The organism is Streptococcus australis, from assembly GCF_040226615.1.
Classification (GTDB): Bacteria; Bacillota; Bacilli; order Lactobacillales; family Streptococcaceae; genus Streptococcus; species Streptococcus australis_E.
In genome coordinates, this window is the sequence record NZ_JBCOAT010000002.1 from 196,723 (window position 1) to 218,981 (window position 22,259).

Annotated in this window: 22 protein-coding genes; 5 read left to right on the forward strand and 17 right to left on the reverse strand. The window is 43.6% G+C overall.

The genetic code is table 11. The features are described from left to right. Positions 1 to 5: 5 nt before the first annotated feature. On the reverse strand, positions 6 to 1,172 hold the full coding sequence (locus ABT997_RS03355) for a galactokinase (protein ID WP_350018739.1): 1,167 nt from the start codon (positions 1,170 to 1,172) through the stop codon (positions 6 to 8). Positions 1,173 to 1,313: 141 nt separating this feature from the next. On the opposite strand from ABT997_RS03355, the gene ABT997_RS03360 reads away from it, so the two are divergent. Both ABT997_RS03360 and birA read left to right on the forward strand, forming a co-directional pair. After that, entirely contained in the window at positions 1,314 to 2,315 is a 1,002-nt protein-coding gene (locus ABT997_RS03360) for a LacI family DNA-binding transcriptional regulator (protein ID WP_156676276.1), read from the forward strand. Between the two features lie 28 nt (positions 2,316 to 2,343). After that, the gene (gene birA, locus ABT997_RS03365; RefSeq protein WP_350018740.1) at positions 2,344 to 3,285 is read left to right on the forward strand and encodes a bifunctional biotin--[acetyl-CoA-carboxylase] ligase/biotin operon repressor BirA; all 942 of its coding nucleotides are present in this window, start codon (positions 2,344 to 2,346) and stop codon (positions 3,283 to 3,285) included. 42 nt (positions 3,286 to 3,327) lie between these two features. Here the strand turns inward: birA and ABT997_RS03370 are convergent, their stop codons facing one another. The 5 genes from ABT997_RS03370 to udk all read right to left on the reverse strand — a co-directional run bounded on the left by ABT997_RS03370 (position 3,328) and on the right by udk (position 7,438). Further along, positions 3,328 to 3,540: a DUF3272 family protein gene (locus tag ABT997_RS03370; protein ID WP_006596552.1), complete on the reverse strand. Its 213-nt coding sequence runs from the start codon at positions 3,538 to 3,540 to the stop codon at positions 3,328 to 3,330. Between the two features lie 38 nt (positions 3,541 to 3,578). Next, on the reverse strand, positions 3,579 to 5,255 hold the full coding sequence (gene dnaX / locus ABT997_RS03375) for a DNA polymerase III subunit gamma/tau (protein ID WP_350018741.1): 1,677 nt from the start codon (positions 5,253 to 5,255) through the stop codon (positions 3,579 to 3,581). Further along, positions 5,255 to 5,752, reverse strand: a complete 498-nt coding sequence (locus tag ABT997_RS03380) for a GAF domain-containing protein (RefSeq protein ID WP_006596554.1) — start codon at positions 5,750 to 5,752, stop codon at positions 5,255 to 5,257. Before ABT997_RS03380 ends, dnaX begins: the two co-directional genes overlap by 1 nt. 312 nt (positions 5,753 to 6,064) lie before the next feature. Continuing rightward, entirely contained in the window at positions 6,065 to 6,736 is a 672-nt protein-coding gene (locus tag ABT997_RS03385) for a YoaK family protein (RefSeq protein ID WP_233331650.1), read from the reverse strand. A gap of 66 nt (positions 6,737 to 6,802) precedes the next feature. After that, entirely contained in the window at positions 6,803 to 7,438 is a 636-nt protein-coding gene (gene udk, locus ABT997_RS03390; RefSeq protein ID WP_006597323.1) for a uridine kinase, read from the reverse strand. Between the two features lie 209 nt (positions 7,439 to 7,647). Between udk and ABT997_RS03395 the strand changes: the two genes are divergently transcribed. Both ABT997_RS03395 and ABT997_RS03400 read left to right on the forward strand, forming a co-directional pair. Further along, a complete protein-coding gene (locus ABT997_RS03395; protein ID WP_314369563.1) occupies positions 7,648 to 8,625 on the forward strand; it encodes a Gfo/Idh/MocA family protein in 978 nt (325 codons plus the stop codon). Between the two features lies 1 nt (position 8,626). Beyond that, positions 8,627 to 9,715, forward strand: a complete 1,089-nt coding sequence (locus tag ABT997_RS03400) for a DEAD/DEAH box helicase (protein ID WP_314369562.1) — start codon at positions 8,627 to 8,629, stop codon at positions 9,713 to 9,715. Positions 9,716 to 9,747: 32 nt separating this feature from the next. Here ABT997_RS03400 and ABT997_RS03405 read toward each other — a convergent pair whose 3' ends face one another. From ABT997_RS03405 to ABT997_RS03425, 5 genes are all read right to left on the reverse strand, one after another. Continuing rightward, a complete protein-coding gene (locus ABT997_RS03405; protein WP_350018742.1) occupies positions 9,748 to 11,118 on the reverse strand; it encodes a polysaccharide deacetylase family protein in 1,371 nt (456 codons plus the stop codon). Positions 11,119 to 11,328: 210 nt separating this feature from the next. Then, the gene (gene gloA, locus ABT997_RS03410) at positions 11,329 to 11,715 is read right to left on the reverse strand and encodes a lactoylglutathione lyase (RefSeq protein WP_223363355.1); all 387 of its coding nucleotides are present in this window, start codon (positions 11,713 to 11,715) and stop codon (positions 11,329 to 11,331) included. Positions 11,716 to 11,964: 249 nt separating this feature from the next. Then, positions 11,965 to 13,338: a sensor histidine kinase gene (locus ABT997_RS03415; protein WP_350018743.1), complete on the reverse strand. Its 1,374-nt coding sequence runs from the start codon at positions 13,336 to 13,338 to the stop codon at positions 11,965 to 11,967. Beyond that, on the reverse strand, positions 13,328 to 14,002 hold the full coding sequence (locus tag ABT997_RS03420) for a response regulator transcription factor (protein ID WP_006596563.1): 675 nt from the start codon (positions 14,000 to 14,002) through the stop codon (positions 13,328 to 13,330). Before ABT997_RS03420 ends, ABT997_RS03415 begins: the two co-directional genes overlap by 11 nt. 130 nt (positions 14,003 to 14,132) lie before the next feature. Beyond that, on the reverse strand, positions 14,133 to 14,705 hold the full coding sequence (locus tag ABT997_RS03425) for a hypothetical protein (protein ID WP_350018744.1): 573 nt from the start codon (positions 14,703 to 14,705) through the stop codon (positions 14,133 to 14,135). Between the two features lie 209 nt (positions 14,706 to 14,914). Between ABT997_RS03425 and ABT997_RS03430 the strand changes: the two genes are divergently transcribed. Then, positions 14,915 to 15,457, forward strand: coding sequence for a biotin transporter BioY (locus ABT997_RS03430; RefSeq protein ID WP_350018745.1), 543 nt, complete (start codon positions 14,915 to 14,917; stop codon positions 15,455 to 15,457). 54 nt (positions 15,458 to 15,511) lie between these two features. Here the strand turns inward: ABT997_RS03430 and ABT997_RS03435 are convergent, their stop codons facing one another. The 6 genes from ABT997_RS03435 to pstC all read right to left on the reverse strand — a co-directional run bounded on the left by ABT997_RS03435 (position 15,512) and on the right by pstC (position 22,248). After that, a complete protein-coding gene (locus tag ABT997_RS03435; protein WP_350018746.1) occupies positions 15,512 to 18,055 on the reverse strand; it encodes a M1 family metallopeptidase in 2,544 nt (847 codons plus the stop codon). A 129-nt stretch (positions 18,056 to 18,184) separates the two neighbouring features. After that, positions 18,185 to 18,838: a phosphate signaling complex protein PhoU gene (phoU, locus tag ABT997_RS03440; RefSeq protein ID WP_006596567.1), complete on the reverse strand. Its 654-nt coding sequence runs from the start codon at positions 18,836 to 18,838 to the stop codon at positions 18,185 to 18,187. A 14-nt stretch (positions 18,839 to 18,852) separates the two neighbouring features. Further along, complete coding sequence (gene pstB / locus ABT997_RS03445) at positions 18,853 to 19,611, reverse strand: phosphate ABC transporter ATP-binding protein PstB (RefSeq protein ID WP_135782060.1); 759 nt, start codon at positions 19,609 to 19,611, stop codon at positions 18,853 to 18,855. Positions 19,612 to 19,647: 36 nt separating this feature from the next. Continuing rightward, complete coding sequence (pstB, locus tag ABT997_RS03450) at positions 19,648 to 20,451, reverse strand: phosphate ABC transporter ATP-binding protein PstB (RefSeq protein WP_048689960.1); 804 nt, start codon at positions 20,449 to 20,451, stop codon at positions 19,648 to 19,650. Between the two features lie 11 nt (positions 20,452 to 20,462). Further along, entirely contained in the window at positions 20,463 to 21,347 is an 885-nt protein-coding gene (gene pstA, locus ABT997_RS03455; protein ID WP_061563816.1) for a phosphate ABC transporter permease PstA, read from the reverse strand. Beyond that, positions 21,337 to 22,248, reverse strand: coding sequence for a phosphate ABC transporter permease subunit PstC (gene pstC, locus ABT997_RS03460; protein WP_006596571.1), 912 nt, complete (start codon positions 22,246 to 22,248; stop codon positions 21,337 to 21,339). The genes pstA and pstC overlap by 11 nt, the downstream gene beginning before the upstream one ends. Positions 22,249 to 22,259: the final 11 nt, after the last annotated feature.

Sequence of the window (22,259 nt, forward strand, 5' to 3'; positions counted from 1 at the left end):
CCTTTTTAATCAAGCACCCGTGTCCCTGCCGCAACCTCTGCAATGTAGAAACTTGGCGCATAGCCAACGATTTCCTCATAGCGTTTGCCGACAGCTTCTTCAAAAGCCTCAACCTTATCTTTGTTAACAAGGGCGATGGCGCAACCACCAAAGCCTGCTCCCGTCATACGAGCACCAAGCACTCCTTCTTGTTCCCAGGCTGTATGCACCAAGGTATCCAATTCAAGTCCAGTTACCTCATAATCGTGTTCTAAGGATACGTGGGAAGCATTCATGAATCGTCCAAAGGCTTCCAAGTCTCCTTCTTCCAGAGCCTTGCGAGCTTGGAGGGTCCGTTGGTTTTCAAGTACCGCATGGCGAGCTCGTTTGATGCGATTTTCATCCTTGATCAAGTAGCTATAGGTATCAAAATCCCAGACATCCAATTCACCCAAGGTTTGGATGTCTAGTTTAGCTTGCAATTCTGAAACAGCTGTTTCACATTCCGCGCGACGTTCATTGTATTTGGAATCCGCTAATTCCCGGCGTTTGTTGGTATTCATGATGACCACGACATTGTCTTTAAGGTCGAGCGGTACCAGATCATATTCTAGGGTGTTGGTATCGAGATAAATAGCTCGTTGATCAGCCCCCATACCGATGGCAAATTGGTCCATGATACCAGAATTAACCCCGATGAAGTGATTTTCGGTTTGTTTCCCGATCTTAACCAGATCTACCCGATCCACTTTAAGACCATAGATGGTTTCCGCAATGACGCCCGTCAGCATCTCTAGTGAGGCTGAAGAAGAGAGACCAGATCCATTTGGAATATTACCGTAGACATAGACATCCATCCCCACATCAATGGTGTGACCAGCTTCTTGCAAGAAATGAAGAACGCCTTTTGGATAGTTGGTCCAGTTGTGCTCCTCTTCAAACTGAAGGTTTTCAAGAGGAACTTCAATGATGCCCTTGTCTTCAAAGTTAGCAGAGAAGAAACGAAGAAGCTTATCCTCGCGTTTGCGAGCTGCTCCGTAGGTACCAAGGGTGATAGCTGCAGGGAAGACATGACCCCCGTTATAGTCTGTGTGCTCACCGATTAGATTGATCCGACCTGGTGAGAAGAAGGTATGATCCGCTTCTGCTCCAAAGACTGTTTGAAAAGCGTTCCGAAGTTCTTGAGTATTCATTGCGATTACCTCACTTATATAGTTATTTATCTTTAGTGTAACCCTTTTCATAAAGCAAATCAATTAGTTTACTAAAATTTTAGTAAACTACACTAACCAGGCCAAAGCTATGATATACTAGAAGACAGAAGGAGAAAACTTATGGCTACATTAAAGGATATTGCCAGTCTCGCTAACGTATCCATCGCCACTGTCTCACGTGTGCTGAATCAAGATACTAGTCTTTCTGTAACAGAGGAAACCCGCCACAGAATTTTGACCGTTGCTGACGAACTAGGCTACACCAGACATCAGAAAAGTGGGAACTTTAAGAAAGAAAAACAACAAATTGTCATCATCCAATGGAAAAGTGAAGAGGGAGAGCTGGACGACCTTTACTACTACAACATCCGTTTAGGCATTGAAAAAAGAGCACAGGATCTCGATTATGGCATCCTCCGCTATTTCAATGATATTCCCTTTCGATTAGGAGAGGAAGTTGTTGGTGTCCTTTGTATTGGAAAGTTTAGTAGAGTTCAGATTGTCGAGCTAGAAAAGCTAGCCAAGCCTCTGGTTTTTGTCGATAGTAACACTCTCAACCAAGGACATCCTTGTGTCACGACTGAATTTGAAAATGCTGTACAGACTGCCCTTCACTATTTACGAAAGCAAGGGTGTCAAACAATTGGTCTCCTAACCGGAGAGGAAAAAACGACTGACCTATTGGAAAGTATTCCCGATCCTCGGCGAAGAGCCTATCGAAACTATTGTATTGAAAGAAACATTTATCACCCTGAACTCATACTCACAGGTAGTTTTACAGCTCAATCAGGCTATGACCTCATTTCCTCTCATCTTCAGTCTGGCTCACCCTTACCAGATGCCTATTTTGCTGCTAGTGATAGCTTGGCCATTGGGGCTCTCCGCGCCTTTCAAGAAGCCGGCATTAAGGTCCCAGATGATATCCAACTCATTTCCTTTAACGATACCAGTTTAGCCAAGCAAGTTTTTCCTCCCCTCTCGACCATCACTGTTTTTACAGAAGAAATGGGACGTACTGCTATGGACGTCCTTAATAAACAAGTCCTAGCTCCAAGAGAAATACCAACCCTCACCATGCTAGGAACCAAACTCACCTTAAGAGAAAGTACCAAGAATGGATGATCTTCCATTCTTTTAGAAAATAAGAACTATGAAAACACACGAAATTTTATACCAAACCTTGGCCCAAGCTCAAGACTATGTCAACGGCGAACAACTAGCCCAAGAAATGGGACTATCTCGCACCTCTATCTGGAAGGCCATTCAGCGTCTAGAAAAGGAAGGCATTGAGATTGAGTCCGTTAAAAAACGAGGCTACAAGATTCTTTCCGGAGATCTCCTAATTCCTCAAGTTATCGAGGAGCATTGTCCTCTAACAGTCTCCTACAATCCTCATTCCCAATCCACTCAACTGGACGCTAAGAATGCTATGGAAGCTGAAGGAGACTCCTCTACCCTCTATCTGGCTCCCTATCAAACAGCTGCTAAAGGACGTTTTGGGCGCGACTACTTCTGCCCTTCTCAAGGGGGAATCTACATGTCGCTCCACATCAAGCCCAATCTCCCCTTTGATCAAGCTCCCGCCTATACCCTCATGGTCGCGGCTGCTATCTACAAGGCTCTGAAAAATCTAGCCTTATTGGATGTCGATATTAAGTGGGTCAATGATATCTACTACAAGGGAAAAAAAGTTGGAGGCATTCTGACTGAAGCCATCAGCTCCATCGAAACAGGCCTCATCACAGATGTTATCATTGGTATCGGCCTTAATTTTGCCATCACTAATTTCCCTACGGAACTGAAGGACAAGGCTGGTTCCCTCTTTGACTCCCAGCCTCCCATTACTCGCAATGAACTGATTGCTGAGATTTGGAAGGAATTTTTCAATAGTCCAGAGGAGGAGCTGATCTACCTCTACAAGCAACGCTCACTAGTTCTAGGTAAGGAAGTCCGCTTCGAACAAAATCAGACTAGCTACCAAGGCCTGGCCAAGGATATTTCGGACAGTGGACAACTACTAGTCCAACTGACGGACGGCAAAGAACGCTGGCTCAACAGTGGCGAAATCTCCCTCAAGCAGTGGGATCTATAAAACAGAGCCAACAGCTCATAAAAAATAAGCACCACTTGGTGCTTATTTTTTATACTTATCTCGTTTTTTCTGATTAAGCTGTTGATCGATACTTTCGACCAACTTTCCTAAGATATAGCTGACTTGTAAATTTCTCAATATCAAGAGAGCCCAAAAGATAGCTGCCAGGTAGCTTTCCCTCATCACAGCATCATTAAAAAAATAGGTTTCTAAGGCTGTAAAGATAGCCATAGTCCAAAATTGACGTTTATTCATATTGTTATTCTACCATGATTTTCTGGAAAAAGCACATCCTAGTCTTCCTGAACTATAATTTTATCAGAGAGGAAATCGAAGCCCTCCGGAATGACGGACTCTTCTGCCACTTCTGCCTCTTCCTTGTGACCACGAGCTTTCTTAGAGAATTCCGCCCGAACCTGGGTCCATTCCTCCATTGAAATAGCCAGAATCTCCGGAGAGAAACCTGCCGCATTGCTTAAAATATTGCCAAACATGGTATTGAGGTTATCTCGCTTCATGGTCTGTTCGGCATTAAAGGCAGACTCAAAAGCTAAAATCGCATGGCGTTCATTGGCCGCAACCGGCTGTGAACCAACCAGTAAAGCCCTATCTGCCCCTGCTAGGCTTTCAATAATTTCCCCCCAAGCATTCTGTAGGCGAATGAGATTGTTACGGGCTAAATCTGGATTTTCAACTGCTTCTTGTAAGATAGCTTGAAGCTTATTACGGTCCACTCGATAGCCCTTGCTAGACTTCTGAGGACGAGCAGGGCTTGTTTTAGCTGCAGGAGCCCCACTCGCTACTTGAGCTAACTGATTCTTCAGAGACTCGACTTCTCTTTTGAGCTGGTCTACTTGTGCCAAAAAATCTGCTGGAAGAGCCACTTGGCTAGCCGAAGGGCCCTCACCCTTGTATTCTGCCAAACGAATGGTCATCATCTCCGTATAGATTTTCGGCTGCAGGCTGTTTTTGATATCCGCTAAACTCCTTGTCGCAAGATCAATCCAAGCAAAGAGGGTGGCTTGTGGAATGGCTAGATTCTGATTAAATCGCTCACTGACATGGAGATTTTCCCCACCTGTCTGAACGATCAAGAGATCCCGTAAATACTGCAAGAGGTCCGTCACAAAGCGGGCCATGTTTTTCCCATTATCAAAGATCAGGTTCAACTGGTCCAAGGCAGCTGTTGCATCTTGTGTTGACAAGGCTACAACATAGAGATCTAAAGCTTCTTGACTGATGGAACCTGTGATTTCTTCAGCCGTCGCAGTGGTCAATTGGGCACCAGCTGTCAGGCTGAGGGCCTGGTCCAAAATGGACAAAGCATCCCGCATCCCACCTTCTGCCCGACGGGCAATAATGCCTACAGCTTCTTCTTCGTAATCAATCCCTTCTTTATCCAAAACAGATTTTAGGTGGTCTTGAATGGCTGGCGTCTTAATGGATTTGAACTCAAAGCGTTGAACCCGTGAAAGGATGGTTGCTGGAATCTTGTGCAATTCCGTTGTTGCTAGTATAAAGACTACATTTTCTGTTGGTTCTTCCAAGGTCTTGAGAAGAGCATTAAAGGCTCCCGTCGAGAGCATATGGACCTCATCGATAATATAGACCTTATGAGGAGCCAAACTAGGCGCATAGGTAGATTTATCGCGGATATCTCGGATCTCATCTACCCCATTATTTGAGGCTGCGTCAATCTCGATAACATCCTCTAAACTGCCATTGGTAATGGCTTCACAGATATAGCAATCATTACAAGGCTCTCCACCTTTTTGGTTGGGGCAGTTCATGGCCTTGGCAAAGATTTTTGCCACACTGGTCTTCCCCGTCCCACGAGGTCCAGAAAAGAGATAGGCATGGCTAATTTTCTCCTGTTCGACAGCTTGTCGAAGGGTCGTCGCAATAACCTCCTGCCCTACAAGTTGGCCAAAGGTCTGGCTACGGTATTTACGATAGAGGGCTTGATACATTAGTCTACTACTCCAAACATCCTAAAATTCCAATTTGTTTTTTCAAGCAAGATGGCTACAAAACGTTCCAAATAAAGGCGATCTAGATCGTCATAATCTCCCACCCGATCCGAATCTAGATCCAACACTCCCAGCAACTGGTCCTTCAAAACCATGGGAACCACAATCTCACTCATGGCGCGACTGTCACAAGAGATATAATTGGCATGCTGGGTCACATCCTCAATCACCAGCGTCTCTCTTTTCTCTGCTGCTTCTCCACAGACGCCTTTTCCTAAGGCAATGTGGACACAGGAAACCTGACCTTGAAAGGGGCCTAAAATCAGCTCTTTTTGATCATAAAGATAAAAACCTGCAAAGACCGAATGAGGGAGGGCTTGATTGAGCAAAGCACTGGCATTGGATAAATTGGCCAAGGCATTGCTTTCACCCTCTAAAAGAGCTTCTAACTGGGCTAGTAAGAGTTGGTAACGTGATTCTTTTTCCTGTATATTCATAACCTTTATTATACCAAACTTTAGTTAGAAAATTAAGTATTTACAACGGAGCAACCTTTGATAACAACCCAGCTTGCCATCAGAAGTATCCAGCAAATATTCCCAATTAAAAGAGAGTGGGACAAAAATCGGTAATTCGTTAGAATTCGATTTCGTCGTCCCACCTCTGCACAGTTGAGTAGGGCTGTAAAAGCTGATGAAATCAGCGTAGTAGAGCCCACTCAACCACTGCGTCTTGCTCTATAATCCAAAGAAAATTTAGAGGCTAGGACTTTTGTCCCAGCCTCGATTGATCAAACTGTTTGAATGTGACTAGATATCCCTTCGAACATATTGAATCGCCCGATAAGAGAGAAAGAGGGTCAGAACAAGGGAAACAAACCAGATGGCCCGAAGGCCGTAATATTGGATGAGGAAGGTGGAAAGAATAGCCCCTCCCACAAAGCTCCCAATCAAAGAAGTCATAAAGAGAGACTCCCAGAAAAACTCCATCTTCCTCTCCCGTACAAAACTTCCATAGGCAACCATGGTCTTCTTGAGATTCCCTGTCATAAAAGAATGGTTGTAGGCGTAACCATCTACTTCTCCAAAGGAAATGGCTACAATCCCCAAGCTTAGCCCAAAGAAAGGTACAATTAGAACATTGGGCACTTCTTTGGGAAGAAATCCTGCCACCAAGGTCGTCAAAACAAAGGGAACCAAGGTACTGAGTCGCCAAACGGAATGGCTAAAGAAGCGTTGAAAGACGGTCATCAAGAAAATCCCGATCATAAAGGCCAACATGGTGGCTAGTTTGACCTCCACATCCGCGATTTCATGGCCAATTAAACCAACAGATAGAAAGACCACGTTTCCCGTTTGGCCCGCGGCCAAGGTCCCTCCTCTTTCGATAAAGGTGTAGGCATCTGAAAAACCTGCACACATGGTCAGTAGGCATGCAAAGGCCTTACTTCTGGAGTGAAACTCCCTTCTTAACTTTTTCATATTTCCCCCTATTTGTCATGGAAAAGAGGCTGGGACACTACTTCCTAACCTCTCTCACTTGTTATCTTATCCTTCACGTGATTCGCTCAAAATCTTCTCAATCTTGGTCGTAATCAAATCAATGGCTACAGTATTGGTCACGCCTTCTGGAATGATAACATCCGCATAACGCTTGGTTGGCTCGATAAACTGATGGTACATCGGCTTCACCACTCCCAAGTACTGCTCGATGACGCTGTCCAAACTCCGACCGCGCTCTTCCATATCTCGCTTGATCCGGCGAATGATCCGCACATCATCGTCGGTATCAACGAAAATCTTGATATCCATCAAGTCACGAAGACGCTTGTCCTCCAAGACCAAAATCCCCTCAACGATAAAGACATCCTGAGGCTCTTGACGATAGGTCTTAGAACTACGCGTGTGCTCTGCGTAGTCATAAGTAGGAATATCAACCGGACGGCCAGCCAACAACTCATTGATTTGCTCAATCATGAGGTCTGTATCAAAGGCAAAAGGATGGTCATAGTTGGTCTGAATCCGCTCTTCAAAGGTTAGATGACTTTGATCCTTGTAATAAGAATCGTGCTCAATCATAGCAATCTTTTCATCTGGAAAGTGGGACAAAATTGCACGAGAAACACTGGTTTTCCCCCCACCAGAACCACCTGTTACACCGATAATAATTGGTCTGTTTCGCATCTTCTTCTCCATTTTCTATAATCTTATTTATTCTATCACAAAAGCGGTCTCTTGACCACGACTTAAACCTTTTTTCTAAGGATTTTCATCAACCTTCCAAGAAGAACTTCTCTCCTATCCTCCATCCCAATTAGAAAGGCCCATTCCATCTTTTTAGGATGAAACATGATATAATGAAACCAGTAAATACCTGATTGAAAGGAGCTGCCATGCTGAAACTCGGTATCATTGGCACCAGTGCCATTTCCCATTCCTTCCTTGCTGCAGCTAAAGAAACAGACCAGTATGAGTTAAGAGCGGTCTATTCACGGACCTTGGAGAAAGCTCGTAGTTTCACCCAACCTTATGAACAAGTGGCCCTCTATGATGACCTGATTGCCTTTTTAGATAGTGACCTAGATGTCATCTACATTGCTAGTCCCAATTCACTCCACTATCCTCAGGCAAAGTTAGCCCTCTTGGCTAAGAAACATGTCATCCTTGAAAAACCAGCTGTCACCACTCCCAAGGAATGGAAAGAGTTGGTTAAATTAGCCCAGGAGCACCAGGTCTATCTCTTTGAAGCCGCTCGCAACTATCATGAAAAAGCCTTTGCGATCATCCAAGACTTTCTCAAAGACAAGACCATCTTGGGTGGCCACATGACTTATGCCAAATACTCTTCTAAAATGCCCGAGCTCTTGAAAGGAAATACTCCCAATATTTTCTCCGACTTGTTTGCGGGTGGAGCCCTCATGGATTTGGGAGTCTATCCTCTCTACTTTGCAATCGGCCTCTTTGGTCAACCTGAATCAGTAACTTATCAAGCGCGGCAATTGCCTAATTCAATCGATTTGAACGGACATGGTAGCTTGGTTTATTCTGACTTTGTCATTGGCATTCAAGCCGGAAAAGATGTGACCAGCAATCTTCCTGCGGAAATTTACACGACAGACGGCACCCTTTTCTTAAGTGGAATCGAAGCCGTTAGCCAGGTTCTCTTTCAAGATCATTCTGGAACTAGTTACCAACTTCCGATTACTCCTGCTTCTCATAACATGCTGGAAGAAGCTCAGGCCTTTGCAAGTATAATGACAGAAGGCAACCAGACACTTTACCAGACTTGGCTTCAAACAGGACAGATGGTTCACCAAACCCTCTACGCTATGCGCCAAGATGCTGGAATACACTTTAAGGACGAACATTAATATGACACTAGCATTTCCACCGCTCTGGCAAGAGCAACTCAAGACCCTCGGCTTTGAGCAACTGACTGAAATCCAAGAACGCCTCTTCGAGCCGATCACCCAAGGGGAGAACGTGCTTGGAGTCAGCCCGACAGGAACCGGAAAGACCCTGGCCTATCTCTTCCCTAGTCTTCTCAAGCTAAAACCTAAAAAAGCTCAACAATTGTTGATCCTATCACCCAATACAGAATTGGCCGGACAAATCTTTGATGTTTCCAAGCAATGGGCGGAACCTCTTGGACTCAGTGCCCAACTCTTCCTTTCAGGCTCTAGTCAAAAACGGCAAATCGAACGCCTCAAAAAGGGACCCGAAATTCTCATTGGAACTCCAGGCCGTATTTTTGAATTGATCAAGTTAAAGAAAATCAAGATGATGAATGTCGATACCATCATCCTGGATGAATTTGATCAACTGTTTAGCGACTCTCAGTATCACTTTGTCGATAAGATTTGCCACTACGCGCCCCGAGATCATCAATTTATCTATATGAGTGCAACGACCAAGTTTGATCCAGAACAAATCGAACCCAATACTCTAACCATTCAAGTGGAAGGACAAAACTTGGACAATATCCAGCACTTCTATATGGAAGTGGATAAGCGAGAAAAGGTTGAACTCCTCAGAAAACTCTCCAATGTCGAAGACTTTCGTGGCCTCGTTTTCTTCAACAGCTTGTCAGACCTAGGAAGCGCCGAAGAAAAACTCCAATACCGGGAAGTTAGCGCCGTCTCACTTGCGAGTGACGTTAATGTCAAGTTCCGAAAAGTCATTCTGGAACGCTTTAAGGACCACCAGCTGACACTCCTTCTTGCAACAGATTTGGTGGCACGAGGAATTGATATTGACTCTCTAGAATGTGTCGTCAACTATGAAGTCCCTCGAGATACCGAAACCTACATCCACCGATCTGGACGTACCGGACGCATGGGTAAAGAAGGCTATGTCATCACCTTGGTCAGCCATCCAGAAGAATTGAAAAGTTTGAAAAAATTAACTCCCGTTCGTCCCTTGATTCTCAAAGGAGCTCAACTTTATATAGGGGAAGAATAAGAAAATCGTTCGTATTGCTACGAACGATTTTTTTAATTACGATTGTAATAGAGACGATGACTTTCCACTTGGTGGTTTAAGAGTTCATCAACCGTGACGATGGTATAGCCTTGCGATTGAAGGTATTCAATCACGGCTGGAAGGGCATTAATAGATGTTTGGTGAATATCGTGCATCAGGATGATCGATCCTGGTTTGACTTGTTTTTTCACTTCTGCCAAGATGGCTTGTGTATTGTGGGTCTTCCAATCCAGAGTATCCACATCCCACATGATAAAGGCCTGATCAACGGCATACTGAATGGCACTATTAATCGAACCATAAGGCGGACGAGTAATCTTCGTTTGCACTCCTGTGACCTTTTGAATCACTTCCTTCGTATCCATGATTTCTTTTTGGGCAGCCTCCAAAGGCAACTTGGTTAAGACAGGATGATTCCAGGTATGGATTCCGATTTCATGTCCTTCCTGACGTACCCGTTTAGCCACTTCAGGATAGGCCGAGACATTCTTCCCAAGCATAAAGAAAGTCGCCTTAACATGGTACTTGTTGAGGATATCCAGGGCTTGAGGGGTCGTCGTTGGATCTGGACCATCATCAAATGTTAAGGCAACCATCTTAGCATGACGTTGAGTTTGGTAGGCCTCATAAGCTTGAAGATCTCCTGGATTCAGACGAGCAGAATCAATCACATCATAGAGCTTCGAAAGGGGTACATCGAAGGTTTCCATGCCCTCAATAGTAACTGGAAGGGTAATAGAAAGAACCCCTTGATTGTAGGTGAACTGCCAGCCTGCCATATCACTTGCTGAGACAGCTTGCATTAGCTCTTCAATTCGATCTTCCCCTAACTGTAGGAAGACCAGCTGAGAACGCAATTCTGTCAAAAGGATTTCTTTGGCTAAATCTGCATTCGTAAACAATTGGGAAAATTGGAAGACAGCTCCTTCATCCGTTAGATAGAGGAGAGGTAGTTTGTCAATCCCATCTTTAATGAATTTGCCATTTTTCCACTTGTACTGGGTCTTCTTCACCTGATAAGGATGAACCCCTACAAATGGGTCTTCTGAACGTTCGGTATGGTAGAACAAAAGCTCTTTTGCTTGCTGGTTATTCTTCTCTTCTTGGGGAAGAGAGCCAACGTCAGCCAAAATTCTCTCTTTAACCACTGCGATGGGTTCTTCATTATTTTTCGGGTAGTAAGCCGCGATATATGTTTGACCAACCATTCCTTTTTGAAGGATGGTATCCTTGTCTTTTTCAATTGCTTCTTCTTCCCGAATTGCTTTGGAAAACTGTTGATTATAATTTTTGATGGCGCGTGCTTCCTCAATCTTCTGATAAGCTAGGTAAATTCCTCCGATAAAAAGGAGATTCAGAATGATGAGGATAAGTATTTTCAAGTAGGATTTCTTCATACTCTTATTATAGCAATTTTATCACTAAAAAAACAGGAGAAAACTCTAGAATCTAGAAAATAAAACCTAAAAAATAGTAGGAAAATAGAATCAATCCTGTCCTATCTCCTGTCACTCCCTAGAGGCCATCTTCATGCACAAAAAAAGAACAGGTCAATTCTCGCCTGCTCTTTATCACATGTTATATGATGCTGATTATAAGGACTTTTCACGAATCACTTCTACTTTGTAGCCATCTGGATCCACAATAAAGTAATAGTTTGGAAGCGTTCCTGGCAATCCTTTTGGATCAGTTACTTGGTAACCTTTTTCCTTATGCTCCGCATGAAGGGCTTCAAGATCTGGGGTACTTAAGGCAACATGGGCAAAACCATCACCAATGACATAAGGACCATGATCATAGTTGTAAGTTAATTCTAACTCATAGTCATCTCCTTCTAAGCCAAGATAGACGATCGTAAATTTGTATTCAGGAAAATCCTTGCGACGCAATTCCTTAAATCCAAACGCATCTGCATAAAAAGTAATTGATTTTTCTAAATTCTCCACTCGTAAACAAGTGTGTAACATTTTTGAAGCCATAAGACACCTCTTTCTTTTTTACTATTATACACTAGTCAGACAAAAATAGCGATTATTTGAAATGGATGAAAAAAGAGGCTGGGACAGAAATCGGTAATTCGTTAGAATTCGACTTCGTCGTCCCACCTCCGCACAGTTGAGTAGGACTGTAAAAGCTGATGAAATAAGCGTAGTAGAGCCCACTCAACCACTGCGTCTTGCTCGACAATCCAAAGACAATTGAGAGACTGGGACTTCTGTCCCACTCTCTTACTTGTTCTTCGTTGATTTAGAACTGGATTTCTTTTTACTATCTGATTTAGTTGCTAGCTTTACCTCAAAAATAGCACCTTTAGGCTTGTTATCTCGAACAGTAATGGTACCATTAAAGGCTTCTACGATTTGCTTGGCTAAAGAAAGGCCTAAGCCAAAACCACCTTTTTGACGGGTTCGCGCCTTATCCACTCGATAGAAACGATCAAAAATCCGTTTTTTATCTTCGTCTGCAATCCCTGGTCCATTATCCTCTACCCTAAGATAGAGATAACGATCCTTAAATTGGGCGACAAACCGTATTCTTCCTTCTTCCTCCGTATATTTGAGAGCATTGTCATACAAGATGGTCATCAGCTGCTTCAGTAGGACCTTGTCAGACACCAGACTTCTTTCGACCTGATTCTCATACTCGAAGATTTTATCATTTTCCTCGGCAATGATTTCATAATTGGCAAAGGTTTGGTCGAAAAAAGAGGGAGGGATTTCACAAAACTCAGGTTTAATCCCATCATCTCGACGGGCTAAGTTTAAGAGATTGGTCGTCAGTAAGCGCATATTGCGAACCTCATCCAAAGAGGAGGCGATGTTCTCACTGGATTCCATGATCGTTGCCTCTGGTTTTCGGAACAGGGTCTCCAAACGATTTTGCAAAACGGCTAAAGGTGTCCGCAATTCATGAGAGGCATTTTCGACAAAAGCCTTTTGCCGGTTCATGCTCTCTAAGAGAGGTTTCACACTCATTTTAGCCAGGAAGATACTTGCAAAGAGGGAAATGCCCCAGAAGCAAATCATGACCAAGGCGATTTGGCTCTCGTGTTTTTCACTGGTTTGCTCCAACTGGCTGATATTGGTCATGATCACAGCATATTTCACCCCATCGATATAATCATCAGGGTCAATATCCACCAAATAAGCACGATAGCTTTCCTTCTGCTTATAATGGTTGGTAATTTGAATCTGCTTGATCTTGTTTAAATAACTGCGACTAAAGGTTACTGTTTTTAGATCTAGGAAACCATTATCCGTCGTCACATTTTCAAAATTATCATTCAAGAGGATGGCTGTACTATTGGAAGTGACCGATGGTCTAGGGCCATCCTCGGGACCAGGTTCATCATCTTCTAGTCGGTCATCATCTGGTTCGTCTTTTCCCATCCCATTTCCAGTACGATTGGCCAAGCTAATGATGGAATAACGATCCTTACTCAGCATCTTTAAATTTTCATCAACCGTTGTATACAGACTTGACCGCATCACTTGAATAATAATCAAAGTCATGGTTGAGAAAATCAAGGTAAAGAGTCCGAAATAACGGATGAAATAAGAAAAGTCATCCGCATTAACAGTTTTTTTTATTTTATTGAGCATCTTTCAGAATGTACCCCACGCTACGCAAAGTTTGGAGATTTTTTGCAAAGTCTGTACCTTTTAATTTCTTACGAATCTTAGAAACATACACTTCGACAACCGAAATGGTTGTATCACTATCGAATCCCCAAAGTCGATCAAAGATTTGTGTTTTTGGCAGGATAACATTTTGATTTTGAAGGAAATAGACCAAGAGATCAAATTCTTTTCCTAATAGTTCTACTTCTTTTCCTTCAACAAGCGTAGAGTTAGTCGAGAGATTAACGGTCACATTCCCATACGAAAGGGTATTTTCATTGACCTTACCAGAGCGCTTCAACAATGCTTGGATTCGCATCTTGAGTTCTTCTAAGTAGAATGGCTTGGTCAGATAATCATCTGCACCTAGCTCAAAACCATGGCCCTTATCGTCTAAGCTCTCTTTAGCTGTCATAATCAATACTGGAGTGGAGACACCCTTATCTCTCAATTCTTTGAGAACTTGGAAACCATCTTTTTCAGGGAGCATGAGATCTAGCAAAATGAGGTCATAGATGCCACTTTCAGCCTCATAAAGGCCTTCGTCTCCATCAAAGACCTGCATGACATCTGCAAAGTCATCTAAAAAATCAAATACTGAATTAGACAAACCGAGGTCGTCTTCGACTAATAAAATCTTAATCATGTGTACTTCTCCTTCTCATTCTTCCACACAAGGATGATGAGTATTTTCTACTCTATTATAACATGACAAGGCCTTATTCAGTAGCGTTCAGATAGCGATTTCAACTTTTTTCTTAGCTTGCTGTCCCTGTCTAATCCTTTGATGAATTACTTGTATTACTTGACGATTTTTTCGATGTGGACTTCTTGGAGGACTTTTTATTGGAGTTCCCATTTTGTTGGCTGTCTGGTTGACTTTGAGGCTCCCCATCTTGTGGCGGTTGACCATTCCTATTCCCCTGGCCTGGCCCACCGTTTTGACCATTTTGCGGTGGCATACCGCCTGGTCCTCCACCAAATCCATCTTGTCCTTGACCACCTTGCGAGCCCCCTCCTTGAGGTGGTTGACCGTTCATTTCTCCTTGCCCTGGACCACCATTTTGTCCATTGAAACCTTGAGCATTTGAAGGGCCATTTTGATCCTTGCCCTGGCTATTTTGTCCTTGAGAATTTTGGGCAGGTTGATTGCTATTTTGTGTAGCGACCGTAGATTGCTGACGCTGGGGACTCGTATTGGCTGTCGCCAACATTCCCAATCCAAATCCACCAGTCATCCCAACGATGAGTCCTCCTGTTGCTGCGGCAGTTGCCCACCATTTAGGACTTTTCTTAACGACAATCATTTTTTCAGTTCTTTCTTGCTTTTGTTCATTCGAAGCGTGCATTCTTTCAATTCCTTAAATTATTTATTTAAACAAGGCCTTTGTTTAGATAGGGATAGTTTACCGATTCTTCCTTAATCGTGACTAAATTTTTTCTTAAACTTTCCTAAAATGATTAAGGAGACATTTGTCACAGCTGAAAAGAGGACTTGACAGGTTTGCCTTCATTTTTGTAGAATAGTTACCATAAAAATAAAGAGAGGTTTACTGTTTTGAAAAAAATAGAATCAATGACATTAATTGCTCTTGGAGCAGCTTTGATTGCTGCCCTATCCCCTTTTACAATCCCATTTGGACCCATTCCTATCACGCTTCAGACTTTAGCCATTGGATTGATCGCCAGCATCTACCGTCCAAAAGAAGCCACCCTTTCCGTTCTCATTTACCTCCTCTTAGGTGCCATTGGCCTCCCCGTCTTTGCAGGTGGTCACGGAGGCATCAGCTCCTTCTACGGTCCCACTGCTGGATTCCTTTTCTTCTTTCCCCTTCGAGCTTTGGTGACTTCAATCTTTGCTGGCCAAAAGGGACAGCCCATTCGTATTTTCCTGGCTAACGCCTTGGGGGAAGTCGTCCTCTTTATCGGCGGTGCCTTAGGGTTTATGCTCATTGCCCATAAATCTTTAGATTTCGCAGTAAAATTTGTTGTCTTACCTTTTGTGGTGCCAGATTTGATTAAGATGACGTTGACAACGATTTTCGCGGTCATTCTCTATCGCAATCTCAAACATCTCCCTTATTTCAAAAAAGAAAAATAAAAAACTCTTAGAGAGACTTGCAGATCTGCAGAGCACTCTCTAGGAGCTTTTTCTTTATTTCGTTGCTAGAAGGGCTGCTTCGACCGCTGCTTTCTCCCGCTCAATAAGATCGATACGAGCGGCGATTTCTTTGATTCCCATCTTGATATTGCGGCTGATCGCCATATCATCCAATTGAGGCTCGAAGAAGGCCTTGTATTCATTCAAGCGTTCACGGGTCTTGAAACAGTTAGCTGGGTAGATGACAAACTTATCAAAGCTCATATCACCACCGAGGGCTTTCTTGATCCAATCCCAGTTTTCACGCGCCCAAGTCCAAGTTCTACCTTGGGTAAAGTCATCATGCAAGAAGTTGTAGTACCAGCTCATAGCCAAATCCTGAGGTTTCACCACATCCTTGTTCTTCCACTCTTTCAATAGAGCTTCCAAAGTTTCCTCATCCTTGGTATAAGAAAGTGCAGCCGCCAATTGGCGTTTAAAGTTTCCATCCACTGTCTTCACATAGGTATCTAGGTATTGTTGGCTAAGCTCCTTGCTTTCCTGGTGCTTGATTTGGTTGACCAAGATTTGCAAGCGAATGGCAGCTGGAAGTTTTTCCAAGTCATCTGCATGCGCTTCAAAGATAGCGCTCGCTTGAGCTTGTGCTGCTTCATCATTGGCCTTAATCATGTTAGCAATCATTAGCTGACGAACTTTTTCGTCTTCTTCTGTTTCACCAGGCTTAGCCTCCAGACCCAAGCGTTCAAAGTTGTAACGGTTCAAACGTTTCAACAACTCATGGAAGGCCACTTCTGTTTCAGTTCTCTCATCCACAAAGAGACTGATTCCGGCTAAGACGCTCGAAACAGCTGAAACAACCAAGTAGGAACTTTCTTCTGTCAAGTGTTCAATCACTGGCAAGAGGCTTGCATAAGAAATTTGACCGCTTTCCGCTAAGAGACGGCGTTCTTGAACCACTTGTAGTTTCGAAGTGCTATCCAAGCTAGCAAGTTCAGCAAGGATGTCTTCCAACAATTCCCCACGGTAATCACTGATATAATGAGCCGTATTTTCTGTATTGAAGCGAAGAGCTCCGGTATTAGCTTGTTTCAAGGCACTATAGTTTGGAATTTCTAAGACTTCTGTTTCCAAAGTATCTGGAATACCTGTCCAGTTGCTGTTCAAAGGAACAACCCACTTGCGACCTTTTTCTTCTTTTTCTCCGATGAAGAACTGCTCTTGACGGATGATCAAGGTGTCGTTCTCTACAGAAGCTGAGACAACAGGGTATCCTGGTTGCTCCAACCAAGAATCCATAAAGGCTGCGACATCACGACCTGAAGCTTGACCAAGAGCATCCCAAAGGTCACGACCGATGGTATTGCCGTATTGGTGTTTTTCAAAGTAGATCTTCAAACCTTTACGGAAGGCATCATCGCCTAACCAACGGCGAAGCATGTGCATGAGCCGGCTACCCTTGGCGTAAACGATTGCGGGGTCAAAGAGGGTGTTAATCTCGTCTGGGTGTCTCACTTCTACATGGACGGATTGAACGCCATCTGTAGCATCGCGTTTCAAGGCAGCAGGTACACCTGTTGTTTGGAAGTCTTCAAAGATATTCCAGCTTGGTTCGATGGCATCCAAGCAGACATATTCCATCATATTGGCGAAGCTTTCATTCAACCAGAGGTCATCCCACCACTTCATGGTCACGAGGTTACCAAACCATTGGTGAGCCAACTCGTGAGCCACCACCAAGGCTACTGTTTGCCGGCTTTGGGCTGTCGAGTTCTCATCAACAAGAAGGTAGACTTCGCGGTAGGTTACCAAGCCCCAGTTTTCCATAGCTCCTGAAGAGAAATCTGGAAGGGCGATATGAAGGGATTGAGGGATTGGGTAAGCCACTCCATAATAGTCTTCGTAGAATTCAATGGCACGAACGGCAATATCTAATGAGAAATCCAAGTTTTCTAATGGATGAGCTTTGGTAGAGTAGACACCGACTAGGGTTCCATTCTTGGTCTTAGCTGTCACACCCTGCAAATCTCCAGCCGCAAAGGCCAAGAGATAAGATGACATACGAGGAGTCGTATCAAACTTCCAAATACCTGTTTCTTTTCGACTTTCGACATCGATTTCAGGCATGTTAGAAAGAACGATTTCTCCCTCTTCTTGGTCAAATTTCACAGCCAAATCAAAGGTCGCTTTGGCTTCTGGTTCATCTACACTTGGGAAGGCTTCACGAGCAAAGTGACTTTCAAATTGAGTAGAGATCACTTCCTTTTTAACACTATCTACTGTGTAATAAGACGGATAAATCCCTGTCATATTATCGGTAATTTTCCCTGTATAAGTGAGGGTAAGGTTTACTTTTCCTGTAGTAGGAAGTTCGACAAAGACCGCTTCTTCCTCATCATTGACTGTAAAGGCACAATCTTGCCCATCTACTTGAGCCGATTCGATGGTCAAATCCTTTTGGTGAAGAGAGATGCGAGTCTCCTTTGCCTCTCCAGTTATGGTCACTTTCCCCGAGAAAGTTTTGTCTGAGCGGTTTAAATCTAAGAATAGATCATAGTGCTCAGGTACAAATGTATCAATAAAATGTGCAACTGCTTGCATGAGTAACTCCTTCTTCATTTTTTATCATCTTCTATTCTAACATAAATCCTACTAACTGTAAGGTAAGAGGGCGCAAAACCAGATCTATAAAAAATAAAGTCTGAGATGATGACCTCAGACTTTATTTTCTTATAATTCCACAATTTTTCCTGTTTCGAAGTAGACAACCCACTCACAGATATTTTTAGCATAATCACCAATACGCTCCAAGTAATTGATCACTTGGAAATAATCCCGACCAGTGATAATCAAGTCAGGATTATGCTTGATTTCTTCCGTTGCCAACTCTTGAATACGATCATAGTACTCATTAATTTTTTCATCGCGAGTTGCTACTTCATAGGCTGTTTCTACATCCCCTTTTAAGTAGAGTTCCAAGGTTGCTTCGACAAAGTCTTTGACTTCTCGACCCATTTTGCTGATTTCTTCCTCTACAACCTTACTACGAAGTTCTCCCTTCATACGAATGGTTGCACGGGCAATGGACACAGCGTGGTCTCCCATCCGCTCTACGTCAGATACAGCTTTTAAGACTGTCATGACCATCCGAAGGTCTTGAGAAACAGGTTGTTGAAGGGCAATCATTTCAAAGGATTTGCGCTCCAACTTCACTTCATATTCATTAATCTCTGCATCATCTTCGATAACCTGGCGTGCCAGATCCCGGTCATGAGTGACAAAAGCTCGAACCGTGCGGTTGATCTGGGTCAAGACTTCATTTCCCATGGCATAAAACTGATTATGAAGTTTTTCTAAATCTTCTTCAAATTGTACACGTAACATTTACTTTCCCTTTCTTATCCAAACTTCCCTGATACATAATCTTCTGTTTCCTTACGAGCAGGGTTCAAGAAGATTTTTGAGGTGTCATCATACTCGATGAGGTCCCCATCCAAGAAAAAGGCTGTCTTATCCGAAATCCGACTGGCTTGTTGCATAGACCGGGTCACCAAGAGCATGGTGTAACGATCCTTCAACCCATAAAGCGTTTCTTCAATCTTTCCAGCAGAAATCGGGTCCAAGGCTGAAGTTGGCTCATCCAAGAGGATAATCTTTGGACTAGTTGCTAGGACACGCGCCACACAAACCCGTTGTTGTTGCCCCCCTGAAAGCCCAATTGCTGAATCATGAAGGCGATCCTTGACCTCATCCCAAATAGAAGCGTTTTTCAAAGAGGTTTCGACCGCTTCATCCAAGACTTGCTTGTCCTTGATTCCATTAATCATGAGTCCATAGGTGACATTGTCATAGATAGACATGGGGAAAGGGTTGGGTTGTTGGAAAACCATCCCGATTTCCTTACGGAGCTCTACCGTATCCGTCCGTGGACTATAGATATTGTGACCATTATAGATGACGGTTCCTGTCGTCGTCACCTCATGGTTCAAATCGCCCATCCGGTTGATGGCTTTGAGCAAGGTAGACTTCCCTGATCCAGACGGTCCGATTAAAGCCGTGATTTCTTTAGGGGTGAAATCCAGTGACACACTATTCAGTGCCTTTTTCTTATTGTAATAAACCGACAAGTCCTTGACTTGCAAAATTGGTTCTGTCATGTTTTCATCCTTATGTTGTTTCTATGTTACCAAATCCTATCCAAAGTGACCAGATACATAATCGTTGGTTGATTGTAGTTTTGCATTTTGAAAAATGTTGGCTGTTTTATCATACTCAATCAAATCGCCTAGATAAAAGAATCCTGTATAATCACTAGCACGAGCAGCCTGTTGCATACTGTGGGTCACTATGATAATCGTATAGTCCTTCTTCAACTCCAGCATGGTTTCTTCCAACTGGGCTGTTGCGATAGGATCTAAGGCTGAAGCCGGCTCATCCATGAGCAAAATCTCTGGTTTGACGGAGATGGCACGGGCAATACAAAGGCGTTGCTGTTGACCTCCTGAGAGCGTCAAAGCAGACTTGTGCAAGTCATCCTTAACCTGATCCCAGAGGGCTGCTTGCTTCAAGGATTTTTCTACGATTTCGTCCAAGACCTTCTTGTCTTTGACTCCTGCACGTTCGTGAGGGAAGGTAATATTGCGGTAGATGGACTTGGCAAAGGGATTTGGTCGTTGGAAGACCATCCCGATATGTTTTCTCATTTCATAGACATTGATATCAGGACGGTTGACGTCGATCCCTTCATACCAGATCTCACCAGTCACACGCGCAATATCAATGGTATCGTTCATCCGGTTCAAACTTCTAAGATAGGTGGACTTTCCAGATCCAGAAGGACCAATCAAAGCTGTGATTTTATTCTTCTCAAACTGCATATCCACGCCCTTGATGGATTCATTTGAACCATAGTAGACATGCAAGTCTTTGGTCGAAAGGACCACTTTTTCTTCAGGAAAAGTAATGATATGTTTCTCATCCCAATTGTACTTTGACATTTCTTCTCCTTTTATGCTGAGGTTAATTTCTTATGGAGGTAAGTCCCGAGCTTACGCGCTCCAAAGTTGAAAATCAAAATGAAGATCAACAAAACTGCTGCAGATCCAGCGGATACTTCAATAGCATCTGGAATGGTTCCTTCACTATTGACCTTCCAAATGTGGACTGCTAGTGTTTCTGCCTGACGGAAAATAGAGATCGGACTGGTCACACTGAAGAGGTTCCAGTTACTCCAATCCAAGGCTGGGGCAGACTGACCAGCTGTATAAATCAAGGCCGCTGCTTCCCCAAAAATCCGTCCAGAAGCTAGTACAACACCCGTAATGATACTTGGTAAAGCTTCCGGTACCACCACGTGAATCACGGTTTCCCAACGAGAAATCCCAAGCGCAAGTCCTGCCTCTCTTTGTGTATGGTGGACGTTTTGCAAACTATCTTCAATGTTCCGCGTCATCTGTGGCAGGTTAAAGACCGTCAAGGCCAAGGCTCCAGAAATAATCGAGAAGCCATATTGGAACTGCACTACAAAGACCAAGTAGCCAAAGAGACCGACTACGACCGATGGGAGAGAAGACAAGATCTCAATACAGGTCCGAACCAAGTTGGTCAATGGGCCCTTCTTGGCATACTCTGACAAGTAGATCCCTGCCCCCAAAGAAAGTGGGAAGGAAATAATCAAGGTAATGACTAAGAGGAAGAAGGAATTATAGAGCTGAATCCCAATCCCTCCACCTGCTTGGTAAGAGGAGGATTTGCTGGTCAAGAAGGTCCAAGACACATGCGGTAACCCTCTAACCAGGATATAGAGAATCAAAGAGGCAAGAATCGTAACAATAATTCCAGCAATAGCATAGAGAATTCCTGTCGCTATCTTATCTATTTTTTTAGCGTGCATAGTTCTTCTTACCTCTTTCTTTCGTGATCAATTTGATAACGCTGTTGAATGCCAAACTCATCAGCAAGAGCACCAAGGCAAGTGACCAGAGAACGTTGTTGTTAACTGTTCCCATAACCGTATTTCCGATACCCATAGTCAAAATAGAGGTTAAGGTGGAAGCTGGAGTCGTTAAAGATGTTGGAACAACCGCTGAGTTTCCGACTACCATCTGAATAGCCAAGGCTTCACCGAAGGCACGCGCCATTCCAAAGACAACTGCCGTAAAAATACCGGAGCGAGCGGCCTTTAAGGTGACATGCCAGATGGTTTGCCAACGAGTCGCTCCCATAGCCATACTTGCTTCCCGATAGTGACGAGGTACTGCCCGTAAGCTGTCTGTTGTCATAAAGGTCACAGTTGGAAGTATCATGACAAAGAGGACAAAGACCCCTGACAAGATTCCAAACCCTGTCCCACCAAAGATGGAACGAACAAATGGAACCACCACTTGCAAACCAATAAATCCGTAAACAACAGAAGGGATCCCTACCAACAACTCAATGGCTGGTTGTAAGAGACGAGCTCCCTTTGGAGAAACCTCTGTCATAAAGACTGCCGCACCGATGGCAAAAGGCGTCGCCACCAAGGCAGACAAAAGGGTTACAATGAAGGAACCCAAGATCATTGGCAAAGCCCCAAATTCTTTCCCTGACGGATTCCAAGTGGATCCAAAAAGGAAACTAAAGACATTAACCTTGTTGACAAAGAAGGTCGATAATCCCTTTTGGGCTACAAAAATCAAAATCAAAGCTACAACAAAGACAATCAAACTCATACAGCAGAAAGTAATGGTTTTACCAAATTTTTCCAAACGAGAATTATTGGACTTTGCGAGCATTTTTTTTGCTACTTCGTTCATGTTTTACCTAA